The sequence below is a fragment of the Pseudomonas sp. RIT623 genome, from assembly GCF_004519305.1.
GTDB lineage: Bacteria > Pseudomonadota > Gammaproteobacteria > Pseudomonadales > Pseudomonadaceae > Aquipseudomonas.
Map to the genome: position 1 here is coordinate 1 of NZ_SOZA01000035.1, position 19,106 is coordinate 19,106.

Annotated in this window: 20 protein-coding genes; 16 read left to right on the forward strand and 4 right to left on the reverse strand. The window is 64.9% G+C overall.

Annotated features, from left to right (window positions below; translation table 11 throughout):
• The first annotated feature begins 271 nt into the window (after window positions 1–271).
• Genes E3U47_RS19815 through E3U47_RS19825 form a run of 3 tightly spaced genes read left to right on the forward strand, consistent with a single transcriptional unit; the run spans window position 272 to window position 3,834 of the window.
• Window positions 272–931 (forward strand): paraquat-inducible protein A, encoded by a 660-nt coding sequence (locus E3U47_RS19815; protein ID WP_134693351.1) that lies wholly within the window; start codon window positions 272–274, stop codon window positions 929–931.
• Window positions 918–1,541: a paraquat-inducible protein A gene (locus tag E3U47_RS19820; RefSeq protein WP_134693352.1), complete on the forward strand. Its 624-nt coding sequence runs from the start codon at window positions 918–920 to the stop codon at window positions 1,539–1,541. Before E3U47_RS19815 ends, E3U47_RS19820 begins: the two co-directional genes overlap by 14 nt.
• On the forward strand, window positions 1,534–3,834 hold the full coding sequence (locus E3U47_RS19825) for a PqiB family protein (RefSeq protein ID WP_134693353.1): 2,301 nt from the start codon (window positions 1,534–1,536) through the stop codon (window positions 3,832–3,834). Before E3U47_RS19820 ends, E3U47_RS19825 begins: the two co-directional genes overlap by 8 nt.
• Before the next feature lie 245 nt (window positions 3,835–4,079).
• Here the strand turns inward: E3U47_RS19825 and rpsT are convergent, their stop codons facing one another.
• Window positions 4,080–4,358 (reverse strand): 30S ribosomal protein S20, encoded by a 279-nt coding sequence (gene rpsT, locus E3U47_RS19830; protein WP_003247625.1) that lies wholly within the window; start codon window positions 4,356–4,358, stop codon window positions 4,080–4,082.
• A gap of 249 nt (window positions 4,359–4,607) precedes the next feature.
• Here rpsT and murJ point away from each other — a divergent pair, with 249 nt between their 5' ends.
• The 6 genes from murJ to ispH all read left to right on the forward strand — a co-directional run bounded on the left by murJ (window position 4,608) and on the right by ispH (window position 11,943).
• Window positions 4,608–6,146: a murein biosynthesis integral membrane protein MurJ gene (gene murJ / locus E3U47_RS19835; RefSeq protein WP_134693354.1), complete on the forward strand. Its 1,539-nt coding sequence runs from the start codon at window positions 4,608–4,610 to the stop codon at window positions 6,144–6,146.
• Window positions 6,147–6,264: 118 nt separating this feature from the next.
• Window positions 6,265–7,215: a bifunctional riboflavin kinase/FAD synthetase gene (gene ribF / locus E3U47_RS19840; RefSeq protein WP_134693355.1), complete on the forward strand. Its 951-nt coding sequence runs from the start codon at window positions 6,265–6,267 to the stop codon at window positions 7,213–7,215.
• Complete coding sequence (gene ileS, locus E3U47_RS19845) at window positions 7,212–10,043, forward strand: isoleucine--tRNA ligase (RefSeq protein ID WP_134693356.1); 2,832 nt, start codon at window positions 7,212–7,214, stop codon at window positions 10,041–10,043. Before ribF ends, ileS begins: the two co-directional genes overlap by 4 nt.
• On the forward strand, window positions 10,036–10,551 hold the full coding sequence (lspA, locus tag E3U47_RS19850) for a signal peptidase II (protein ID WP_102682158.1): 516 nt from the start codon (window positions 10,036–10,038) through the stop codon (window positions 10,549–10,551). The genes ileS and lspA overlap by 8 nt, the downstream gene beginning before the upstream one ends.
• Entirely contained in the window at window positions 10,544–10,981 is a 438-nt protein-coding gene (locus E3U47_RS19855; protein WP_134693357.1) for a peptidylprolyl isomerase, read from the forward strand. The genes lspA and E3U47_RS19855 overlap by 8 nt, the downstream gene beginning before the upstream one ends.
• 14 nt (window positions 10,982–10,995) lie before the next feature.
• Window positions 10,996–11,943 (forward strand): 4-hydroxy-3-methylbut-2-enyl diphosphate reductase, encoded by a 948-nt coding sequence (gene ispH, locus E3U47_RS19860; protein ID WP_134693358.1) that lies wholly within the window; start codon window positions 10,996–10,998, stop codon window positions 11,941–11,943.
• Window position 11,944: 1 nt separating this feature from the next.
• Here ispH and E3U47_RS19865 read toward each other — a convergent pair whose 3' ends face one another.
• Window positions 11,945–12,424 carry a GspH/FimT family pseudopilin gene (locus E3U47_RS19865; protein ID WP_256660311.1) on the reverse strand — a complete coding sequence of 160 codons (480 nt, stop codon included), beginning with the start codon at window positions 12,422–12,424 and terminating at the stop codon, window positions 11,945–11,947.
• Window positions 12,425–12,532: 108 nt separating this feature from the next.
• On the opposite strand from E3U47_RS19865, the gene pilV reads away from it, so the two are divergent.
• The 5 genes from pilV to thiO are packed head-to-tail and all read left to right on the forward strand — an operon-like array spanning window position 12,533 to window position 15,542.
• A complete protein-coding gene (gene pilV / locus E3U47_RS19870; RefSeq protein WP_134693359.1) occupies window positions 12,533–12,892 on the forward strand; it encodes a type IV pilus modification protein PilV in 360 nt (119 codons plus the stop codon).
• On the forward strand, window positions 12,889–13,524 hold the full coding sequence (locus E3U47_RS19875; RefSeq protein ID WP_134693360.1) for a PilW family protein: 636 nt from the start codon (window positions 12,889–12,891) through the stop codon (window positions 13,522–13,524). Before pilV ends, E3U47_RS19875 begins: the two co-directional genes overlap by 4 nt.
• Window positions 13,521–13,991 (forward strand): hypothetical protein, encoded by a 471-nt coding sequence (locus E3U47_RS19880; protein WP_134693361.1) that lies wholly within the window; start codon window positions 13,521–13,523, stop codon window positions 13,989–13,991. Before E3U47_RS19875 ends, E3U47_RS19880 begins: the two co-directional genes overlap by 4 nt.
• Window position 13,992: 1 nt before the next feature.
• Window positions 13,993–14,391 (forward strand): type IV pilin protein, encoded by a 399-nt coding sequence (locus E3U47_RS19885; RefSeq protein WP_134693362.1) that lies wholly within the window; start codon window positions 13,993–13,995, stop codon window positions 14,389–14,391.
• A gap of 53 nt (window positions 14,392–14,444) precedes the next feature.
• Window positions 14,445–15,542 carry a glycine oxidase ThiO gene (gene thiO / locus E3U47_RS19890; RefSeq protein WP_134693363.1) on the forward strand — a complete coding sequence of 366 codons (1,098 nt, stop codon included), beginning with the start codon at window positions 14,445–14,447 and terminating at the stop codon, window positions 15,540–15,542.
• 148 nt (window positions 15,543–15,690) lie between these two features.
• Here thiO and E3U47_RS19895 read toward each other — a convergent pair whose 3' ends face one another.
• Both E3U47_RS19895 and E3U47_RS19900 read right to left on the reverse strand, forming a co-directional pair.
• The gene (locus tag E3U47_RS19895; RefSeq protein WP_134693364.1) at window positions 15,691–15,921 is read right to left on the reverse strand and encodes a PP0621 family protein; all 231 of its coding nucleotides are present in this window, start codon (window positions 15,919–15,921) and stop codon (window positions 15,691–15,693) included.
• 96 nt (window positions 15,922–16,017) lie between these two features.
• Entirely contained in the window at window positions 16,018–17,037 is a 1,020-nt protein-coding gene (locus E3U47_RS19900) for an outer membrane protein assembly factor BamD (protein ID WP_134693365.1), read from the reverse strand.
• Window positions 17,038–17,185: 148 nt separating this feature from the next.
• On the opposite strand from E3U47_RS19900, the gene rluD reads away from it, so the two are divergent.
• Together rluD and pgeF are read left to right on the forward strand one after the other, a co-directional pair.
• On the forward strand, window positions 17,186–18,148 hold the full coding sequence (gene rluD, locus E3U47_RS19905; RefSeq protein WP_134693366.1) for a 23S rRNA pseudouridine(1911/1915/1917) synthase RluD: 963 nt from the start codon (window positions 17,186–17,188) through the stop codon (window positions 18,146–18,148).
• Window positions 18,145–18,882, forward strand: coding sequence for a peptidoglycan editing factor PgeF (gene pgeF / locus E3U47_RS19910; RefSeq protein WP_134693367.1), 738 nt, complete (start codon window positions 18,145–18,147; stop codon window positions 18,880–18,882). The genes rluD and pgeF overlap by 4 nt, the downstream gene beginning before the upstream one ends.
• The last annotated feature ends 224 nt before the right edge of the window (window positions 18,883–19,106 follow it).

Here is a 19,106-nt window from a genome sequence, read left to right on the forward strand (position 1 = left end):
CTGCGGTCCCTGTAGGAGCGGCCTTGTGCCGCGATCGGGCGCGCAGCGGCCGCAAAACCTGCAGCCTCGGTCCTTCAGGAAATTCGCGTCGCCTGGATTACGGCCGCTGCGCGCCCGATCGCGACACGAGGCCGCTCCTACAGGGTCCGGGCCAGGCAAACTGCGGCGCCTGGCTCGCTAGCCCGAAACCGTGTCGTTGCTCAATAGTCCTCTCCCACAATTCGACCCGGAACACTAGAATAGAGCCGACGCATCCATTCAGAACTTCCCTATGCCCAACCCTGTTGACCCCCAAGCGCTCGCGCAGTTGCCGCTGGAAGACCTCGTGGCCTGCCACGAGTGCGACCTGCTACTGCGCAAGCCGCTGCTGCAGCACGATGAGAAGGCTCAGTGCCCGCGGTGCGGCTACGAGCTCTATGCCCATCGACACAACCTGGTCAATCGCAGCCTGGCCCTGGTGCTCACGGCCCTGTTGCTCTACGTGCCGGCCAACTTCCTGCCGATCATGCAGCTGCACCTGCTCGGCCAGACTTCCGACGACACGGTCTGGAGCGGTGTGCTCGGGCTATACAACTCCGAAATGCGCGGCATCGCCGTGGTGGTGTTCCTGTGCAGCATGGCCATCCCTTTGCTCAAGCTGCTGTGCCAACTGGCGGTGCTGCTGAGCATCCGCCTGGACATCGGCCGCAGCTATGGCTTGCTGATCTATCGTATTTACCACCACCTGCGCGAGTGGGGCATGCTCGAGGTCTACTTCATGGGCGTGCTGGTGGCCATCGTCAAGCTGGTCGACCTGGCCGAGTTGAGCATCGGCCTGGGGCTGTTCTGCTTCATTAGTCTGTTGCTGGTGCAGGTATGGCTCGAGGTGGTGATGTCGCCACACCAGATCTGGGTGGCACTGTCGGGGGAGGATGTCCATGCGGGCGATTGATGCAGGCATCCTGGTTTGCAATGAATGCCATGAACTGAACCGCCAGGTGGCCGACAGCACGTCGCAGACCTGTACTCGCTGTGGCGCAACCGTGCATGCGCGGCGGCCGAACAGCATCGTGCGCACCTGGGCGTTGCTGATCACGGCAATGATCCTCTATATCCCGGCCAACGTGCTGCCGATCATGACCGTCAGCGCCCTCGGCCAGGGTAGCCCCGACACCATCATGTCCGGGGTGATCACCTTGATGAAGCACGGCATGCTGCCCATCGCCGCGGTGGTGTTCATCGCCAGTATCCTGGTACCGACTTTCAAGCTGGTGGGCATCGCCCTGCTGCTGTATTCAGTGCAGCGGCACCAGCCGCTTTCGGCCCGCCAGCGCATCCTGATGTACCGCTTCATCGAGTTCATCGGGCGCTGGTCGATGTTGGACATCTTCGTCATTGCCATTTTGGTGGCGGTAGTGAATTTCGGCCGCATCGCCAGTGTCGAAGCCAACCTGGGCGCCGTCGCCTTCGCCACCGTGGTGATCCTGACGATGCTTGCCGCTTTAACTTTCGATCCCCGACTGATCTGGGATAACACGGAGTCGGATGACGACCATGAGTGACTTGCCTACGGCTAAAACCCGCCCCGCTTCAAATTGGTCGGCCATCTGGATCCTGCCGCTGATTGCCCTGGCGATCGGTGGCTGGCTGGCCTGGCAGGCCTACCGCGACGCCGGTATCGAGATCCAGGTACGCTTCGAAAGTGGCGAGGGTATCGTCGCCAACAAGACCGAGGTCATCTACAAAGGCATGTCGGTGGGCAAGGTCGTTGCCCTGGTGCTGGATGACAAGGGGGACAACCGCGGCGTTATCGCCACCGTCGAAATGAAGAAGGAAGCAGGCCCCCATCTCACCAAAGGCACACGGTTCTGGCTGGTGAAGCCAAGCGTCAGCCTGGCGGGGATCACCGGCCTGGAGACACTGGTATCCGGTAACTATATTGCCGTGGATCCAGGGGAGGGCGAACCGACCAAGCGATTCACTGCGTTGAAGGAGGCGCCGCCGCTGTCCGACAGCGAGCCCGGCCTGCACCTGACCCTCAAGGCTGAGCGCCTGGGCTCGCTCAACCGTGACAGCCCGGTGTTCTACAAGCAGATCCAGGTCGGTCGGGTGAAGAGCTACAAGCTGTCCGAAGACCAGGGCACGGTCGAGATCAAGGTGTTCATCGCCCCGCCGTACGCGGCCCTGGTGCGCAAGCACACGCGCTTCTGGAACGCCAGCGGGGTCAGCATCGATGCCGATTTCTCGGGGGTCAAGGTGCGCACCGAATCGCTGTCGAGCATCGTCGCCGGCGGTATCGCCTTCGCCACTCCAGAAAACCGCAAGGACAGCCCGCCCACCGACCCTAGCCTGCCGTTCCGCTTGTACGAGGACTTCGACGCGGCCCAGGCCGGTATCCGGGTCAAGGTCAAGCTCAGCGACTTCGAAGGCCTGCAGAAGGGCCGCACGCCTGTGTTGTACAAGGGTATCCAGGTGGGCTCGCTCAAGGACCTCAAGGTCGAAAGCGACCTGGCCAGCGCCACGGCCGAGCTGACCCTGGATCCGCTGGCCGAGGACTACCTGGTCGAGGGCACGCAGTTCTGGGTGGTAAAGCCATCGATCTCGCTGGCTGGCATCACCGGCCTGGAGGCATTGGTCAAGGGTAACTACATTGCCGTTCGCCCGGGTGAGCCGGGGGCCAAGCCGCAGCGCGAGTTCGAGGCGCGACCCAAGGCGCCGCCGCTGGACCTGAAGGCGCCGGGGCTGCACATGGTGCTGTTCGCCGATACCCTGGGTTCGCTGGAGGTGGGCAGCCCGGTCATGTACCGCCAGGTACGCGTGGGCAGTGTGCAGAGCTACCAGTTCGCCCGTAACAGCAAGCGTATTCTCATCGGCGTGCACATCGAGAAGGAATACGCCAACCTGGTCAACGGCTCGACGCGCTTCTGGAATGCCAGCGGCATCACCCTGACGGGCGGTCTGTCGGGTATCCAGGTCAAGAGCGAGTCGCTGCAGACCTTGATGGCCGGTGGTATTTCCTTCGACACGCCCAAGCCGGATGTGCCGCTCAAGCGGCGTATTCCACGCTTCCGTCTGCACGAGAGCCAGGATGCGGCCAACCGTGCCGGTACCTTGATCACCATTCGCGTGGACCGCGCCGATGGCCTCAAGCCGGGTACACCGATTCGCTTCCGCGGTCTGGATGTGGGCAGCGTCGAAAGCGTCGACCTGACGGCCGATCTGCAAGCGGTGTTGCTGCGTGCGCGAATTACCCAAGCCTCCGAGCGTATCGCCCGTACCGGCACGCAGTTCTGGGTGGTTAAGCCGGCGTTTGGCCTGGTGCGCACCGAGAACCTCGACACCCTGGTGGGTGGCCAGTATCTGGAGGTGCTGCCGGCGCTCAAGGACAAAGGCCCGCAGCGTGACTTCATCGCCTTGAGCGATGTGCCTGAAGTCAAGGGCGAGGAGGTCGGTTTGCCGCTGACGCTGAGCGCGCCGCGGCGCGGCTCGATCAAGCCTGGGGTGCCGGTCACCTACCGGGAGGTCACGGTGGGCAAAGTCACCGGCTTCGAGCTGGGCCAGAGCGCCGACCGCGTGCTGATCCACATTCTGATCGAGCCGCGCTATGCCGGTCTGGTGCGCGGCGGTAGCCGTTTCTGGAACAGCAGCGGCTTCGGTTTCGACTGGGGCTTGTTCAAGGGCGCCACGGTGCGCACCGAGTCGTTGGAAACCCTGATCGATGGCGGCATCGCCTTCGCCACCCCGGATGGCGAGCAGATGGGCAACCCGGCGCGGCCGCAGCAGACCTTTGCGCTGTTCGACAAGCCGGAGGATGCCTGGCTGCAGTGGGCGCCGAAGATCCAGATCGGCAAGTGATGAAGGGCGGGGCCGTCATGCGGCCCTGCCCCTGTAGGAGCGGCCTTGTGTCGCGAAAGGGCCGCAAAGCGGCCCCAGCGTTACCACATGGATTGCTGGGGCTGCTGCGCAGCCCTTTCGCGACACAAGGCCGCTCCTACAAAGACAATTGTTCCCGCAGGATAAGTGATCTGCCAGTGTGGCCCGGCAAATCACAGGCATAAAAAAACCGACCCTAGGGTCGGTTTTTTCGACAAGAACGTCGCTTAGGCAGCTGCAGCTTCTTTCAGTGCCTTGATGTGGCCATTCAGACGGCCTTTGTGGCGAGCAGCTTTGTTCTTGTGGATGATACCTTTGTCGGCCATACGGTCGATTACAGGTACAGCCAGAACGTAAGCGGCTTGCGCTTTTTCGGCGTCTTTTGCGTCGATGGCTTTGACTACATTCTTGATGTAGGTGCGGACCATGGAACGCAGGCTGGCGTTGTGGCTGCGACGCTTCTCAGCCTGTTTTGCACGTTTCTTGGCGGAAGGTGTGTTGGCCACCGTCGAGCTCCTCGAAAGACTTTAGGTAAATAGCAAACAAAATAGGCCGCGAATCATGCCGACGAGTCGAACGGATGTCAAGGCCACCTGCAGGGTTCCGCCGAGCGGTGGGTCGATGAGCGGGAAATATTCCCTTCTGCCGCACGACCTGTAAACTCGGGAATTTTGGCTCCCCCTGCGAAGGCGCGGGAGTATCGCACATTCGAACGCTCTCTGCAGCGTCCTCTGCCCCTGGCGTGAAAATTTTCGATGAATCTGCTCAAATCCCTGGCCGCAGTCAGCTCCATCACCATGATTTCCCGGGTGCTCGGTTTCGTTCGCGACACCATCCTGGCGCGGGTCTTTGGCGCCGGCATCGCCACCGACGCCTTCTTCATCGCCTTCAAACTGCCCAACCTGCTGCGCCGGATTTTCGCCGAAGGGGCATTCTCCCAGGCCTTCGTGCCGATCCTGGCCGAGTACAAGAGCCAGCAGGGCGAGGAAGCCACCCGCACCTTCATCGCCTATATCAGTGGCCTGCTGACCCTGGTCCTGGCGCTGGTCACCGTGGTTGGCATCCTCGCCGCGCCTTGGGTGGTGTGGGCCACCGCGCCAGGTTTTGTCGACAGCGCCGAAAAGTACCAACTGACCACCAGCCTGCTGCGGGTGACCTTTCCTTATATATTGTTGATCTCGCTGTCGTCGTTGGTGGGGGCCATCCTCAACACCTGGAACCGCTTCAGTGTGCCGGCCTTCACCCCGACCTTGCTCAACGTGGCGATGATCGCATTCGCGGTGCTGCTGACCCCATACTTCGACCCACCGATCATGGCCCTGGGCTGGGGCGTGCTGGCCGGCGGCCTGGCGCAGCTGCTGTACCAGCTGCCGGCGCTGAAGAAGATCGGCATGCTCGTGCTGCCGCGCCTTAACCTGCGCGACACCGGGGTATGGCGCGTGCTCAAGCAGATGCTGCCGGCGATCCTCGGGGTATCGGTAAGCCAGATCTCGCTGATCATCAACACCATCTTCGCCTCGTTCCTGGTGGCCGGGTCGGTGTCGTGGATGTATTACGCCGATCGCCTGATGGAACTGCCGTCGGGCGTGCTCGGCGTGGCCCTGGGCACCATCCTGCTGCCGACCCTGGCCAAGACCTATGCCAACAAGGACCGCGAGGAATATTCGCGAATCCTCGATTGGGGCTTGCGCCTGTGCTTCCTGCTGGTGCTGCCGTGCACCCTGGCCCTGGCGATTCTCGCCGAGCCGCTGACCGTGGCGCTGTTCCAGTACGGCAAGTTCACCGCCTTCGACGCGGCCATGACCCAGCGCGCCCTGATCGCCTATTCGGTGGGCCTGCTGGCGATCATCCTGGTCAAGGTACTGGCACCTGGCTTCTATGCGCAGCAGAATATCCGCACGCCGGTGAAGATCGCGATCTTCACCCTGCTCTGCACGCAACTGCTCAACCTGGCCCTGATCGGCCCGCTGGCCCACGCCGGGCTGGCCCTTGCCATCAGCCTGGGAGCCTGCCTCAACGCCGGCCTGTTGTACTGGAAGCTGCGCAGCCAGCAACTGTTCCAGCCCCAGCCGGGGTGGACGATGTTCCTGCTGAAACTGGTACTGGCGGTGACCTTGATGTCGGCGGTGTTACTGCTGGGCATGCACTACCTGCCGGCCTGGGAGCAGGGCGACATGCTCGCGCGTTTCGTGCGCCTGGGCGGTCTGATCGCGGCGGGCGTGGTGACCTATTTCGGTTGCTTGTTCCTGTGCGGTTTCCGCCCGCGGCATTTCGCCCGCAAGGCGTTGCATTGAGGCGCCAGCAGGGTCAGGCGTCGGTTTTTCGCATTCCATGCCCACCGGTGGCGCTGCTGCCTGTCGCCAGCGCCCGGGTGTGGTTATAATCGGCCACTTTATGAGCAAGAAGCGCGTTATGCAGCTGGTTCGAGGTCTTCACAACCTGCGCCCCGAGCACCGGGGCTGTGTCGCCACCATTGGCAACTTCGACGGGGTCCACCGCGGCCACCAGGCGATTCTCGCGCGCCTGCGCGAACGTGGCCAGGCACTCGGCCTGCCGACCTGCGTGGTGATCTTCGAGCCACAGCCCCGCGAATACTTCGCCCCGGACAGCGCGCCGGCCCGCCTGGCGCGCTTGCGCGACAAGGTCGAGCTGCTGGCCGCCGAAGGCATCGACCGGGTGCTGTGCCTGTCGTTCAACCAGCGCCTGAGCCAGCTCAGCGCCGAGCAGTTCGTCAAGGCCGTGCTGGTCGAGGGCCTGGGCGTGCGCCACCTCGAAGTGGGCGATGACTTCCGCTTCGGTTGCGACCGCGCCGGCGACTTCGCTTTCCTGGTCGAGGCTGGCAAGCAGCATGGTTTCTCGCTCGAGGCGGCCAACACCGTGCTGCAGGACGGCCTGCGGGTCAGCAGCACCGAAGTGCGCAAGGCCTTGGCCGATGGCAACTTCGAGCTCGCCGAGCACCTGCTGGGCCGGCCATACCGCATCACCGGCCGCGTGCTGCATGGCCAGAAGCTGGCCCGCCAGCTCGGCACACCTACCGCCAACATCCAGCTCAAGCGCCGTCGCGTGCCGCTGTCCGGGGTCTACCTGGCCAGCATCGAGATCGACGGCAAGCACTGGCCGGGTGTTGGCAACATCGGGGTACGACCCACCGTCAGCGGTGATGGCCGTCCCCACCTGGAGATTCATCTCCTGGATTACGCCGGCGACCTCTATGGCCGGCGCCTGACGGTGGAATTCCACCACAAGCTGCGTGAAGAGCAGCGTTTCGCCTCCCTGGAGGCGCTGAAGTCGGCGATCGACGCGGACATCGCCGCCGCACGTGCCCACTGGCACGCTCAACCGCTAACGAAGAGCCTGAAATGACCGACTACAAAGCCACGCTTAACCTTCCGGACACCGCCTTCCCCATGAAGGCCGGCCTGCCTCAGCGCGAACCGCAGATCCTGCAGCGCTGGGACAGCATTGGCCTGTACCAGAAGCTGCGCGAGATTGGCAAGGATCGTCCGAAGTTCGTCCTGCACGACGGCCCGCCCTATGCCAACGGCAAGATTCATATCGGTCATGCGCTGAACAAGATTCTCAAGGACATGATTGTCCGCTCGAAAACCCTGTCGGGCTTCGACGCCCCGTACGTACCGGGCTGGGACTGCCACGGCCTGCCGATCGAGCACAAGGTCGAGGTCACCCACGGCAAGCACCTGACCGCCGACCGCACCCGCGAGCTGTGCCGCGAGTACGCCGCCGAGCAGATCGAAGGGCAGAAGACCGAGTTCATCCGCCTGGGCGTGCTGGGTGACTGGGACAACCCGTACAAGACCATGAACTTCGCCAACGAGGCCGGCGAGATCCGCGCCCTGGCCGAGATGGTCAAGCAAGGCTTCGTGTTCAAGGGCCTGAAGCCGGTGAACTGGTGCTTCGATTGCGGTTCGGCCCTGGCCGAAGCCGAGGTCGAGTACGCCGACAAGAAATCCCAGACCATCGACGTGGCCTTCCCGGTCGCCGACGAGGCCAAGCTGGCCGCTGCCTTCGGCCTGGCCGCGCTGGCCAAGCCCGCCGCCATAGTGATCTGGACCACCACCCCGTGGACCATCCCGGCCAACCAGGCGCTGAACATCCACCCGGACTTCACCTACGCCCTGGTCGACACCGGCGAGCGCCTGCTGGTGCTGGCCGAGGAGCTGGTCGAGGCGTGCCTGAAGCGCTATGCCCTGGAAGGTTCGGTCATCGCCACCGCCCCGGGTTCGGCGCTGGAACTGATCAACTTCCGTCACCCGTTCTACGATCGCCTGTCGCCGATCTACCTGGCCGAATACGTCGAGCTGGGCGCCGGTACCGGCGTGGTGCACTCCTCGCCAGCCTACGGCGAAGACGACTTCGTCACCTGCAAGCGCTACGGCATGGTCAACGACGACATCCTCACCCCGGTGCAGAGCAACGGCGTGTATGTCGAGTCGCTGCCGTTCTTCGGCGGCCAGTTCATCTGGAAGGCCAACCCGGCCATCGTCGACAAGCTCAGCGAAGTCGGCGCGCTGATGCACACCGAGACCATCAGCCACAGCTACATGCACTGCTGGCGCCACAAGACCCCGCTGATCTACCGCGCCACCGCGCAGTGGTTCGTCGGCATGGACAAGCAGCCCACCAGCGGCGACAACCTGCGCGAGCGCTCGCTCAAGGCCATCGAAGAGACCAAGTTCGTTCCGGCCTGGGGCCAGGCGCGGCTGCACTCGATGATCGCCAACCGTCCAGACTGGTGCATCTCGCGTCAGCGCAACTGGGGCGTGCCGATCCCGTTCTTCCTCGACAAGCAGACCGGTGAGCTGCACCCGCGCACCGTCGAGCTGATGGAGGAAGTGGCCAAGCGCGTCGAACAGCAAGGCATCGAGGCCTGGTTCAAGCTGGATGCCGCCGAACTGCTAGGCGATGAAGCCGGGCAGTACGACAAGATTTCCGACACCCTCGACGTCTGGTTCGACTCCGGCACCACCCACTGGCACGTGCTGCGTGGCTCCCACGATATCGGCCACGCCACCGGCCCGCGCGCCGACCTGTACCTGGAAGGCTCCGACCAGCACCGCGGCTGGTTCCACTCTTCCTTGCTGACTGGCTGCGCCATCGACGGTCACGCGCCGTACCGCGAGCTGCTGACCCACGGCTTCACCGTGGACGAGAACGGCCGCAAGATGTCCAAGTCGCTGGGCAACACCATCGAGCCGGAAAAGGTCAACAACACCCTGGGTGCCGACATCCTGCGCCTGTGGGTGTCCGCCACCGACTACTCCGGTGAGATGGCCGTTTCCGAGCAGATCCTGCAGCGTAGCGCCGACGCCTACCGCCGCATCCGCAACACCGCGCGCTTCCTGCTCTCCAACCTGTCCGGCTTCGACCCGGCCCGCGACCTGCTGCCGGCCGAGGACATGCTGGCCCTGGACCGTTGGGCGGTCGACCGTACCCTGCTGCTGCAGCGCGAGCTGGAAGAGCACTACGGCGAGTACCGGTTCTGGAACGTCTACTCGAAGATCCACAACTTCTGCGTGCAGGAGCTGGGCGGCTTCTACCTCGACATCATCAAGGACCGCCAGTACACCACCGGCGCCAACAGTGTCGCCCGCCGCTCCTGCCAGACCGCGCTGTACCACATCAGCGAGGCGCTGGTGCGCTGGATCGCGCCGATCCTGGCGTTCACCGCCGACGAGATCTGGCAGTACCTGCCGGGCGAGCGTAACGAGTCGGTGATGCTCAACACCTGGTACCAGGGCCTGACGGAACTGCCGGCCGACGCCGAGCTGGACCGTGCCTACTGGGACCGCGTGATGGCGGTCAAGGCCGCGGTCAACAAGGAGCTGGAGAACCAGCGTACCGCCAAGGTCATCGGTGGCAACCTGCAGGCCGAGGTCACCCTGTTCGCCGAAGAGGGCCTGACCGCCGACCTGAACAAGCTCGGCGACGAGCTGCGCTTCGTGCTGATCACCTCGGCGGCCAGCGTGGTGCCGTTCGTCCAGGCACCGGTCGATGCGGTGACAACCGAGGTCGAAGGCCTCAAGCTGAAGGTGGTCAAGTCTGGCCATGCCAAGTGCGGCCGTTGCTGGCACTTCCGCGCCGACGTCGGCAGCCACCCGGAGCACCCGGAGATCTGTGGCCGTTGCGTCGACAACCTGAGCGGCTCCGGTGAGGTGCGCCACTATGCCTAATGCGTCCGCAGGGCGCTTCGGGCGCCTTGCCTGGCTCTGGCTGAGCCTGGTGGTGCTGGTCCTCGACCAGGCCACCAAGGTCTACTTCGAGGGCGCGCTGAGCCTGTACCAGCAGATCGTGGTCATTCCCGACTACTTCAGCTGGACCCTGGCCTACAACACCGGCGCGGCGTTCAGCTTCCTGGCCGACAGTTCCGGCTGGCAGCGTTGGCTGTTCGCCGTGATCGCCGTGGTGGTCAGCGCCGTGCTGGTGGTCTGGCTCAAGCGCCTGGGGCGCAACGAGACCTGGCTGGCCGTGGCCCTGGCCCTGGTGCTGGGCGGTGCATTGGGTAACCTGTACGACCGCGTGGTGTTGGGCCATGTGGTCGACTTCATCCTGGTGCACTGGCAGAACCGCCACTACTTCCCGGCCTTCAACCTGGCCGACAGCGCCATCACCGTTGGCGCGGTGATGCTGGCGCTGGATATGTTCAAGAGCAAGAAGTCCGAGGAAGCCGTCCATGACTGAGACCCGTATCGGCCAGAACACCGAAGTCACCCTGCACTTCGCGCTGCACCTGGAAAACGGCGACACCGTCGACAGCACCTTCGACAAGGCCCCGGCCGTGTTCAAGGTCGGCGACGGCAACCTGCTGCCGGGCTTCGAGAACGCCCTGTTCGGCTTCAAGGCCGGTGACCAGCGCAAGCTGAGCATCGCCCCGGAGAACGCCTTCGGCCAGCACAACCCGCAGAACGTGCAGGTGATGCCACGTTCGCAGTTCGACGGCATGGAGCTGTCCGAAGGGTTGCTGGTGATCTTCAACGACGCCGCCAACACCGAACTGCCCGGTGTGGTGAAAGCGTTCGACGACCACCAGGTGACCATCGACTTCAACCATCCACTGGCAGGCAAGACGTTGAACTTCGAGGTGCAGATCCTCGACGTCAAGGCCTTGTGAGCCGGGAGCCGAGCATGCAAATCAAACTCGCCAACCCGCGCGGTTTCTGCGCGGGGGTCGACCGGGCGATCGAGATCGTCAACCGCGCCCTGGAGGTCTTCGGCCCGCCGATCTATGTGCGCCATGAAGTGGTGCACAACAAGTTCGTGGTCGAGGACCTGCGCAACCGTGGCGCGGTGTTCGTCGAAGAGCTGGACCAGGTGCCGGACGACGTCATCGTCATCTTCAGCGCCCATGGTGTGTCCCAGGCCGTGCGCCAGGAAGCCGCCGGGCGCGGCCTGAAGGTATTCGACGCGACCTGCCCGCTGGTCACCAAGGTGCATATCGAAGTGGCCAAGTACAGCCGCGACGGCCGCGAGACCATTCTCATCGGCCACGAAGGGCACCCGGAAGTCGAAGGCACCATGGGCCAATACGACGCCAGCAACGGCGGCGCCATCTACCTGGTCGAGGACGAGGACGATGTTGCCAAGTTGCAGGTGAACGACCCCGACCACCTGGCCTTCGTCACCCAGACCACGTTGTCGATGGACGATACCAGCCGGGTGATCGACGCCCTGCGCGCGCGCTTCCCGAACATCGGCGGCCCGCGCAAGGACGACATCTGCTACGCCACGCAAAACCGCCAGGACGCCGTCAAGCAACTGGCCGACGAGTGTGACGTGGTGCTGGTGGTGGGCAGCCCCAACAGCTCCAACTCCAACCGCCTGCGCGAGCTGGCCGAGCGCATGAGCACGCCGGCCTACCTGATCGACGGTGCCGAGGACCTGCAACGCAGCTGGTTCGACGGCGTGCAGCGGATCGGCATCACCGCCGGTGCCTCGGCCCCCGAGGTGCTGGTGCGTGGCGTGATCGATCAACTCAAGGCCTGGGGTGCCAGCGGCGCCGAAGAGCTCGACGGCCGCGAGGAGAACATCACCTTCTCCATGCCCAAGGAACTGCGGGTACGCTCGCTGATCTGACTCAGTCTCCTGCACAGCGGCGGCCCTCGTCGCTGCGCAGGCTGACCCGGCCACTGGGGCTCAGCACCACCTGGTGCTGGCTCCCCGGCCCGCTGCGCTGGCAGATGTCCAGCGTGATGCCGACGAAGCCGACGCCCACGGGCGCCCCCCGCCGACTGAAACGCACCTCGCGGGTAGAGCTCGCCAGCACTTTCGCCGGCTTGCCCAGGCGATGCTCGCGCACCAATTGGCCGTCGCGCTCTTGCGCTACCCGCCAGCCTTTGCCCCAGTCACCCTCCAGTGGATGCACCGTCAGCGCCTGTTGCTGCAGCGCGACCTGGTTGCGCGCGGCGCGCAGCGTTTGCGCCAGGTCCCGGGCCACGGCGGCTAGTTGCAGGGTTTCGCCGAGCCGGTTGTAGGCTGTGATACCCAGCTGTGTCAGCAGGCTGCCAATGGCCAGCGCGCACATCATTTGTAGCAGTGTTACGCCTTGTTGCTTCACCGTGCATTCCTCCCTGGAAGTGCTTCGCTATAGCTTCCGGCTTGGCCGCGCAGGGCGCCAGTCAGCCGCTTCGGGCAGGGCGCGAGGAAAGGTCCCAGGAGGGTGAGGATGCGGGCGAAGGAAGGCGGGATGACATTGCTGGAGGTGCTGCTGGCCATGACCGTGCTGGCGCTGGGTGTATTCGCCGCGGCGGCCTTGCAGGTACGCGGCATGCAGGCTGCCGACAGCGCCAGGCGCGATGGCCTGGCCTTGCAACTGGCCCAGGGCATGCTCGAGCGGGTGAGGGCACGCGGCGCGCTCGATGCAGGCGAGGAAGGCGCATGGCGGGCACGGGTCACGCAGGCCTTGGGCGCTTCGGCGCAGGGGCGGGTGCGGCGCGCGCCCGGCATGCTGGCGCTAGAGGTGCACTGGCCAAGCATGGCGGATCGGCGGCCAGCGTTGCAGCTACAGGGCCGGGTGTTGCCATGAAGCGTGGGCAAAGCGCCTTCGGCCTGATCGAGGTGTTGTTGGCCGTGGCGCTTGGCGCTTTGCTGCTGGCGGCGGCGGGCCAGGTGTTCGTCCAGGCCTACCAGGCTTGGCGCCTGCAAGGCGCGGCGGCACGTTTGCAGGACGACGCGCGCCTGGCCCTGCAACGCATGGCCGAGGATATCCGCATGGCCGGGATGTTCGGCTGCCTGCGGCTGGCGCCGGCGGACTTCGACGACCCCGCAGCCGTACAGGCGTTCGCCAGGCCCATCGAGGTCACTGGCGACAGCCTGACGCTGGTGGGCGCCGAGCTGCCTGGCCTGCTCGGCGCGCCGGACTGGACCGTGCTCAGCGACTGTCGCAGTTGGGCGCGGGTCCAGCGGGGCCAGCATGTACCGGGCGACAGCATGCTGGCCTTGCCGGTGCGCCGGGTGACCTATCGCGTGCGCAACGGCAGCCTGCTGTTCACCAGTAACGCCCAGCATGCCGCCCTGATCGACAATGTGCGGGCCATGCAGGTGCGGCGGGTCGAGGACCGTGTGGATATCGAACTGCTCATGCACGACCGTGATCATCAACTGCAACAGCGTCACGCGCTGAGCGTGGCCCTGCGCAACCCCGGTGATGGCGCGTGAACCGCCAGGGTGGCGTGGTGCTGCTGCTGGCGTTGAACCTCAGCCTGCTGCTCGGTCTGTTGGCGGCGCTGGGCATGCGCGATGCGTTGCAGCAGGCGCGGCAGGTGGGCGAGCAAGTGCGGCGTGCCCAGGCATTCGAGCTGGCCGAAGCGAGCCTGGTGGAGGGCGCGGCATTGCTCGATGCCGGGCTTGCGAGCGAGTGCGGGCCTTGCCTGCCGCCGGATCTGCCCATTGCCAGGCCTGGTGCGCCTTGGCAAGCCACCGAGAGCGGCTTCGTGCTGTTGCAGGCACTGGGGACCACCAGCCGCGCCGCCGGCCTGCCCATTGGCGAGCAGGTGAGCCTGGTGCGGGTAACGGCGCTCGGCCGCGAGGCACGCGGCCGGCAGTACCTGGAGGCGGTGTATGCGGTGGACGAGCAGGCGCGGGTGCGACGGGTCAGCTGGCGGCAACGCCTGGAGGAGGGCTGACATGCAACGAGGCCTTGGTCTGATCGAATTATTGATTGTCGTGGCGCTGATCGGCATGCTGGCAGCCATTGCCTACCCCAGTTACAGCGACCAGCTGCGGCGTGCCGCGCGCAGCGAGGTGGTCGGCCTGCTGCACGACGCCGCGTTGCGCCTGGAACAGCACCGCGCGCGCAGCGGTGGCTATGCCGACAGCGAGCAGTTGCAGACGGTGCTGCCGTCGGGCAGCCGTTACTACCGTTTGCTAGCCCAACGTGACGCAGAGGCTTTCACGCTGCTTGCCCGGCGTGTGGCGGGTGCGTTCATGGCGCACGACCCCTGTGGCGATTTTCGCCTCGATCAGGCCGGCGTGCGTGACAATCCAGGCGGCAGCGAGGGTGCTGAAACCTGCTGGGGAAGCTGAAGCGCATTGGGTGCCTGGGCACCGTGGAATTTCTTCAGGTGTTGGATCGAACCATGAGCAAGCAAGTAGTGATTGTCGGTGGCGGGGTGATTGGCCTGCTGACAGCGTTCAACCTGGCGGCAGAAGTCGACCGGGTGGTGGTGTGCGACCAGGGGGAGGTTGGCCGTGAGTCGTCCTGGGCCGGAGGCGGCATCGTCTCGCCGCTGTACCCGTGGCGCTACAGCCCAGCGGTGACCGCGCTGGCGCACTGGTCGCAGGATTTTTATCCACAGCTGGGCGAGCGCCTGTTCGCCAGCACCGGCGTCGACCCCGAGGTCCATACCACCGGGCTCTACTGGCTCGACCTGGACGATGAGGCCGAGGCATTGGCCTGGGCTGTGCGGGAACAGCGGCCGTTGAGTGCGGTGGATATTTCGGCGGCCTACGATGCGGTACCAGTGCTTGGGCCGGGCTACCGGCACGCGATCTACATGGCGGGGGTGGCCAATGTGCGTAACCCGCGCTTGGTCAAGTCGCTCAAGGCCGCGCTGCAGGCGCTACCCAACGTCACCCTGCGCGAGCACTGCCAGATCACCGGCTTCGAACAGGAGGGCGGTCGTGTCACGGGCGTGCGGGCCGACGATGGCGTGCTGGCCGCCGATGACGTAGTGCTCAGTGCCGGAGCCTGGAGCGGCGATCTGCTGAAGACGCTGGGGTTGGACCTGCCGGTGGAGCCGGTGAAGGGCCAGATGATCCTGTTCAAGTGCGCCGAGGACTTCCTCCCCAGCATGGTCCTGGCCAAGGGGCGCTATGCAATCCCTCGCCGTGACGGGCATATCCTGGTGGGCAGCACCCTGGAGCATGCTGGCTACGACAAGACCCCGACCGAGGATGCGCTGGAGAGCCTGAAGGCGTCGGCCATCGAGCTGTTGCCGGCATTGGCCGATGCCGAAGTCGTTGGGCACTGGGCGGGTTTGCGTCCGGGGTCGCCAGAAGGTATTCCGTACATTGGCGCGGTGCCGGGGCATGAAGGGCTGTGGTTGAACTGTGGCCATTACCGCAATGGCCTGGTGCTGGCGCCGGCGTCGTGCCAGTTGTTCAGTGACCTGTTGCTGGGGCGTGAGCCGATCATCGACCCGGCACCCTATGCGCCAGAGGGGCGGTTGCTTTGAGCGGGTGAAGCGCTGATTGTTGTAGGAGCCGGCTTGCCGGTGAACCTGGCAACGCGGTGTATGGCACCGGCCTTGCCGGTGTTCGCCAGCAAGGCTGGCTCCTACAGGTTGCGGTAAGGCTAACCTTGGCGCCCTTTGGTCGGACTGTTTAGCGCTGCTGGCCTGGCCCTTGCTGCAAATGCTGCTGGCTGCAATACCACTCCTTGCCCTGCTGCAACGCCCGGTCGTTGGGCAGGTGCACGCCACAATGGGCGCAGCGCACCATCTTCAGCGGGTCTTGCAGCCGGGGCTCGGCAGGCGACTGCTGACTGCTCTTGAACTTGCGCCACAGCCAGAACGCGGCAGCGATCAGGGCGATCCAGAAAAGTAGGCGAACCATGGTGTCCAGCTTGTCGAATGAAGAAGCCGACAGTCTAGGGCGCGGCCAATAAAAAAGGGAGGCCTCGGGCCTCCCTTTCTTTCGCTTGCGCGTGGCTCAGTCGAACAGACCGAAGGTCATGTAGCTGAACCAGCTGCGGTCCTTCTCGGCTTCCTTAGGACCTTCCGGCAGGATCACGTCGCCGTTCTCGTCCTTGGGCAGCAGCTCTTGCGGGATCTCCGAACGGGCATCCTGGAACTGCTTGACTACGTCCTGGTTGGCGCGGGTCTCGCCTGGCGGCAGCGGAGTCTTGGTTTCGATCAGGCCCAGGGTGGCCTTGGACAGCCACGAACGGTTGCCGTTTTCGTCCACCTTGGTGACGAACTGGCCGTCGACCAGGCTCGGATGGTCCGGGTAGTTGAGTTGCAGGGTCTCGAGGCTGGTGGCGGCCAGTTCGTCCAGGTGCATGCGCTGGTACGACTCGACCATCACCGCCAGGCCGTCACCCACAGATGGGGTTTCCTGGAAGTTCTCCACCACGTAGCGGCCACGGTTGGCGGCGGCGACATAGGCTTCGCGGCTCAGGTAGTAGTTGGCCACGTGGATCTCGTAGGCGGCCAGCAGGTTGCGCAGGTAGATCATGCGCTGCTTGGCGTCCGGCGAGTAACGGCTGTTGGGGAAGCGGCTGGTCAGCTGGGCGAACTCGTTGTACGAGTCGCGGGCGGCACCCGGGTCACGCTTGGTCATGTCCAGCGGCAGGAAGCGCGCCAGCAGGCCACGGTCCTGGTCGAACGAGGTCAGGCCCTTGAGGTAATAGGCGTAGTCGACGTTCGGGTGCTGCGGGTGCAGGCGGATGAAGCGCTCGGCAGCCGACTTGGCGGCCTCGGGCTCGGAGTTCTTGTAGTTGGCGTAGATCAGCTCGAGCTGCGCCTGGTCGGCGTAGCGGCCGAATGGGTAGCGCGACTCCAGGGCCTTGAGCTTGTTCACGGCGCTGGTGTAGCTGGAGTTGTCCAGGTCGGCCTGAGCTTGCTGATACAGCTCGGCTTCGCTGAGGTTCTCGTCAATGACTTCCTTGTTGGAGGAACAGGCCGCGGTGAGCCCGAGGATGGCGATCAGCAGCAGGTGTTTCACTTGCATGGCGGCTTGCGTCCCTTTGACGGCCGCTGTCTTGGGCGGTGCCGTCCTGTTATGATGAGCACCCCCGGGCAACCCCGGGGCAAAAGAAGCCGTATTTAACCACAAGCGCGCAGCCGAAACCAAAGGCTGAACGCCCGTCGATTCGAGCATGTCCGAGATCATTCAACTTAGCGCAGAGGTCCCGTCCGAACTGGGCGGCCAACGCCTCGACCAGGTCGCCGCCCAATTGTTCGCCGAGTACTCGCGTTCGCGCCTGTCCTCGTGGATCAAAGATGGCCGCCTGACCGTCGATGGCGCGGTGCTGCGACCGCGCGACACCGTCCACACCGGCTCCATCCTGGCCCTCGAGGCCGAGCAGGAGGCCCAGGGCGAATGGGTGGCTCAGGACATCGAGCTGGACATCGTCTATGAAGACGACCAGATCCTGGTGATCAACAAGCCGGCCGGCCTGGTGGTCCACCCGGCGGCTGGCCACCCCGATGGCACCCTGCTCAATGCCCTGCTGCACCATGTGCCGGACATCGTCAACGTACCGCGCGCCGGTATCGTGCACCGCCTGGACAAGGACACCACGGGCCTGATGGTGGTGGCCAAGACCCTGCAAGCGCAGACCAACCTGGTCGACCAGTTGCAGAAGCGCTCGGTCAGCCGCATCTACGAGTGCATCGTGGTCGGCGTGGTGATCGCCGGTGGCAAGATCGACGCCCCGATCGGCCGCCACGGCGGCGAGCGCCAGCGCATGGCGGTGACCGACGGCGGCAAGCCGGCGGTCAGCCACTATCGCGTGCTCAAGCGCTTCCGCTCGCACACCCATGTGCGGGTCAAGCTGGAAACTGGCCGTACCCACCAGATCCGCGTGCACATGGCGCATGTCGGTTATCCGCTGGTCGGCGACCAGACCTACGGCGTGCGTTTCCGCATTCCGCCGGCGGCCAGCGTGGCCATGGTCGAGGCGGTGAAGAACTTCCCGCGTCAGGCCCTGCATGCCCGCTTCCTGGCGCTGGACCACCCCACCACCGGCGAGCGCATGGAGTGGAAGTCGGAGCTGCCGGACGACTTCCGGTGGCTGCTGTCGCTGCTCGACCAGGACCGCGAGAGCTTTATCGGATGAACGGTCTGACCCAGGCGCTGCTCTTTCCCGACTGGCCAGCCCCGGCCTCGGTACGCGCCTGTGTCACCACCCGCCAGGGCGGCGTCAGCCTGCCGCCCTATGAAGCCTTCAATCTTGGCGACCATGTGGGCGACGACCCCACCGCGGTCGCCGAGAACCGTCGTCGCCTCAGCGCTGAATTCGCCATCCAGCCCGCCTGGCTCAAGCAGGTGCACGGGCTGGTGGTGGCCGATGCCGATCCCGCCGTGGTCGCCGAAGCCGATGCCAGCTGGACCGACCAGCCCGGTATAGCCTGCACCGTCATGACCGCCGATTGCCTGCCTGCCTTGTTCTGCGATCGCGCCGGTACTCGCGTGGCCGCCGCCCATGCTGGCTGGCGCGGGCTGGCCGGTGGCGTGCTGGAAGCCACCCTCGATCGCCTGGCCCTGCCACCTGAAGAAGTGCTGGTATGGCTGGGCCCGGCCATCGGGCCGCAGGCGTTCGAGGTGGGCACGGAAGTGCGCGATGCCTTTACCGCCGTGCATCCTGAGGCCGCCACTGCCTTTGTCGATGGCGCGCGCCCTGGCAAACTGATGGCCGATATCTACCAGCTGGCGCGGATTCGCCTGGCGGCGCGGGGTGTTACGGCTGTCTATGGCGGTGGCTTGTGCACGGTCAGCGATCCACGCTTCTTCTCTTATCGCCGTACCCCGCAGGGTGGGCGCTTTGCTTCGTTGGTGTGGTTGCAGCCATAAGGACGCCGGGGGCTGCTTTGCAGCCCTTTCGCGACACAAGGCCGCTCCTACAGGGGGAGTGCAATCCTCTGTAGGAGCAGCCTTGTGCCGCGAAAGGGGCGCAAAGCGCCCCCAGCCATCCCCCCGCGTGCTGACCCCGGTCAATCCCGCTACGCTTGAATCTTCCAGAATCACCCTTATCTATTGGTCATCTCAGGCAGGTTCATCATTACAGGTGCTGTCCA

Excerpts from the sequence above, each read along its gene's own strand:
- E3U47_RS19815 (WP_134693351.1), top strand. The coding sequence starts at position 272 with ATGCCCAACCCTGTTGACCCCCAAGCGCTCGCGCAGTTGCCGCTGGAA.
- E3U47_RS19820 (WP_134693352.1), top strand. The coding sequence starts at position 918 with ATGCGGGCGATTGATGCAGGCATCCTGGTTTGCAATGAATGCCATGAA.
- E3U47_RS19825 (WP_134693353.1), top strand. The coding sequence starts at position 1,534 with ATGAGTGACTTGCCTACGGCTAAAACCCGCCCCGCTTCAAATTGGTCG.
- murJ (WP_134693354.1), top strand. The coding sequence starts at position 4,608 with ATGAATCTGCTCAAATCCCTGGCCGCAGTCAGCTCCATCACCATGATT.
- ribF (WP_134693355.1), top strand. The coding sequence starts at position 6,265 with ATGCAGCTGGTTCGAGGTCTTCACAACCTGCGCCCCGAGCACCGGGGC.
- ileS (WP_134693356.1), top strand. The coding sequence starts at position 7,212 with ATGACCGACTACAAAGCCACGCTTAACCTTCCGGACACCGCCTTCCCC.
- lspA (WP_102682158.1), top strand. The coding sequence starts at position 10,036 with ATGCCTAATGCGTCCGCAGGGCGCTTCGGGCGCCTTGCCTGGCTCTGG.
- E3U47_RS19855 (WP_134693357.1), top strand. The coding sequence starts at position 10,544 with ATGACTGAGACCCGTATCGGCCAGAACACCGAAGTCACCCTGCACTTC.
- ispH (WP_134693358.1), top strand. The coding sequence starts at position 10,996 with ATGCAAATCAAACTCGCCAACCCGCGCGGTTTCTGCGCGGGGGTCGAC.
- pilV (WP_134693359.1), top strand. The coding sequence starts at position 12,533 with ATGCGGGCGAAGGAAGGCGGGATGACATTGCTGGAGGTGCTGCTGGCC.
- E3U47_RS19875 (WP_134693360.1), top strand. The coding sequence starts at position 12,889 with ATGAAGCGTGGGCAAAGCGCCTTCGGCCTGATCGAGGTGTTGTTGGCC.
- E3U47_RS19885 (WP_134693362.1), top strand. The coding sequence starts at position 13,993 with ATGCAACGAGGCCTTGGTCTGATCGAATTATTGATTGTCGTGGCGCTG.
- thiO (WP_134693363.1), top strand. The coding sequence starts at position 14,445 with ATGAGCAAGCAAGTAGTGATTGTCGGTGGCGGGGTGATTGGCCTGCTG.
- E3U47_RS19895 (WP_134693364.1), bottom strand. The coding sequence starts at position 15,921 with ATGGTTCGCCTACTTTTCTGGATCGCCCTGATCGCTGCCGCGTTCTGG.
- E3U47_RS19900 (WP_134693365.1), bottom strand. The coding sequence starts at position 17,037 with ATGCAAGTGAAACACCTGCTGCTGATCGCCATCCTCGGGCTCACCGCG.
- rluD (WP_134693366.1), top strand. The coding sequence starts at position 17,186 with ATGTCCGAGATCATTCAACTTAGCGCAGAGGTCCCGTCCGAACTGGGC.
- pgeF (WP_134693367.1), top strand. The coding sequence starts at position 18,145 with ATGAACGGTCTGACCCAGGCGCTGCTCTTTCCCGACTGGCCAGCCCCG.